The organism is Luteitalea sp. (genome assembly GCF_044337415.1).
Taxonomy (GTDB): Bacteria; Acidobacteriota; Vicinamibacteria; order Vicinamibacterales; family Vicinamibacteraceae; genus Luteitalea.
This window is the reverse complement of record NZ_JBIINP010000387.1, coordinates 1-2692: the sequence shown is the minus strand read 5'-3', so window position 1 is coordinate 2692 and position 2692 is coordinate 1. Positions and strand designations below refer to the sequence as shown.

At 71.0% G+C, this 2692-nt stretch carries 1 protein-coding gene; it reads right to left on the bottom strand.

All coding sequences use genetic code 11. The annotated features are described in order from the left end of the window. Positions 1 to 60: 60 nt before the first annotated feature. Complete coding sequence (locus ACIRDX_RS22685) at positions 61 to 2559, bottom strand: hypothetical protein (RefSeq protein WP_396627685.1); 2499 nt, start codon at positions 2557 to 2559, stop codon at positions 61 to 63. Positions 2560 to 2692 lie beyond the last annotated feature (133 nt).

Here is a 2692-nt window from a genome sequence, read left to right as displayed (position 1 = left end):
AGCAGGCGGGTGTGCCGCCCGCTACCCGCTACCCGCTACCCGTTACCCGGTACCCGGCCCCTACGGCACGCACGTGCCGAGCGCATTGGCGCCCGCGCTCCACTGGAGGCCACCCGCATTGGCGTAGTGCGCCCACTCCACCACGAGCGGCGCGTTCGGCGACCCCGGCGCCGGCTCGAGGAGCATCCCGAAGCGGGTGCCGTAGGCCAGTGGGAACAGGCTCGGCACGTTCACGTTCTGCCGCGCGCCGGCCGGGACGTCCACATCGGCCGACAGGGGCGCCGTGCCCTCGCGCAGCAGCGTTGCCCGCAGGCGCGTCGCCTGCGGGCCGGTGTTGGCCACCAGCACGTACGTGTCTACACCAGGCCCCCACTCACCCTCGGCCACCACCCACCGATCGCACGTGGACGTCGCCCCGAGACTGACATGCGCCTCGCGCCACGTCGCCGACGATCCCGGCCACCACATCGCCCGCTCCGCCACGATCGGCGCATCGGCCTGCAACACCATCGAGACCGCTGTGGATGCCAGCGACAGGCCAGGCGCCGGTACTTCGCCGTTCACCAGCACCGTGAGGCGGCTCGTCGCGGGCACGACGTAGGTCACCGGCGGCGTCGGTCCGGAGGGCAGCAGGTAGGTCACCTGCACCGGCACCGGCGACGACCCGGGATTGCCCATCAGCAGGTACTGCTCGAACGTCGGGCCGGTGTAGCCCTCCGCGAAGAACCACGTCGTGTCGAGCGCCGAGGCGCCGGCGCTGGCGTGGCCAGCCTCGAACGTGTTCGGCACCGATCGGTACATCGCGCGTTCGACGACGATGGGCACGTCGGCGTCGACCACGGCCGATGACGCCGCGCCGGTCACGGGCGTCTGCGGCCCCTTCTCGTCCTCGTTCACCCAGACGGTGACGCGCGAATGCGGCGCCACCACGTGCGTGCGGACCAGCGGCGCGAGCGGTGCCTCTCGCAGGTACGTCAGCGTGACGTTGGCCGTCGCCTCCCCAGGGTTCTGGAGCAGGTAGAACAACTGGAACCCGGTGTACGTGGCGCCCTCGGCGAAGTACCACGACCGCGAGGCGCCTGCCAGCCCGTGCTCGGCGTGGCTGCCGCGCCCGTTCTCCCACTGCACGAGGCGATCGACGGCCACGAAGATGTCCGACTCGACCACCGTCGCGAATGCGTGGCCCTGCAAATCGGCCAGCGCCGACGTGTCCACCGTCACCTTCTGCTGTGCGGGGACCCGCGCCGTCGTCCGCACCACCACCGCGTCGTCGCGCTCGAAGCGCAGCTGCACGTAGGCGGCCGTCGATGCCGACGGGTTGGCGAGTGCCACCCGCGTGGTGAAGGTGCCCTGCCGCAGCCCCTCGGCGAGCAGTCGCGTGGCGATGCCGCGCGGGTGCGTGCCTGCCGTGCGTTCCTGCGCGTTGGTCTGGCCGTCGCCGTCGGGGTCGCCGCTCGCCCCGTTGTCGCCAAGGCGGTTGGTCGGGTCGAGGCCAAACTCGCGCTCCCAGTCGTCTGGCAGGCCGTCGTTGTCGCCGTCGACAGGCGCGGCGGCGGGTCGCCAGCCGAGCGTGACGACCTCGAAGTCCGAGGCGCGCAGCGAGTGGACGGCGCTGACGATCCCGTCCATGTACGGTGTCCACCGCGGGTCGTTGGTCCCGGTGATGAACATGTCGCTGCCGTTGTCGGCAACGATCAGCCCGTAGGTCTTCATCGCCTGGAACATGCGCTGCAGGTGCGCCGGGTACGACGAGATGTCCTTGCTCGCCTTCATGCGCAGGCGCGCGCCCATCGGCAGGGCGCCGGTGGTGTTGCCAGCGCGGTGCGAGGCGGGCCAGACGTAGCCGTTGGTGGCCCGCACCGTGACCCTGAAGGCATGGCGGATCGGCTCGGTGCCGAACAACTCGTCGTAACGGGCCAGGCCCGGCAGGATCGCGAGCCCGGCGGCATCGGCGCTCGTCCAGCCCTCGGGGCGACGGTCGTTGCGGGTCATGTCGAACACCGCGCCCGACTCGGCCTCCCAGCGGTTGGCCGCCGTGTTCCAGTGCGCCCGGTACAGCTCGTACAGGAGACGGTTGTCGCGATCGACCAGGATCAGGTGCCGGTCACCACCGGCGTCGACGTTGCCCGGTTGCCCGCCTTCCACGTAGCTCGGGGTCGTCTTCGCCGCTGGCGGAATCGGATAGCCCGGAGCGCGGCCGGGGGCGCCGTCGTCGCTCTCATCGCCATACGCCACCCACGTGACCGGCACGAGTGGTTGCGAGCCCGGGACCGACACGTACGGCATGCCGTAGGTCGCGGTGGGGTCGCCGGGGTCGTTGGCGGAGGCGCCCCAGTCGGGGTGCACGCGACGCGTCGTGCCGATCCACGCGATGAACCCGGCGCTGTTCGTGTCGAGCGGCGCCTGGCTCACGTCCACGTTCCACCAGTTGTCGGCGGGAAACAGCGGCAGCGGCTGGGGGAGGGGCCCGGCGGGCTGTGCGCCCACCGCACACGGCATCGACAGGACGCCGGCGACGGCGACCAGGAAGAGGCGGGAGAGCAGGGGCGACGACAGCATGGACGAACTCCGTCGCTGGGGACCAACGCTGTGCTTGCAGGAACCCCGCCAGTGGCAATTTGAAATTTGAAATTGGAAATTCACGCGCGCGGGCCTTCGGCCACGCGCCTTCACGATCTCCGAGCGCGAAGGC

What these genes read in the sequence shown, in the direction of transcription:
- ACIRDX_RS22685 (WP_396627685.1), bottom strand. Translation starts at nt 2,559, where the DNA reads ATGCTGTCGTCGCCCCTGCTCTCCCGCCTCTTCCTGGTCGCCGTCGCC.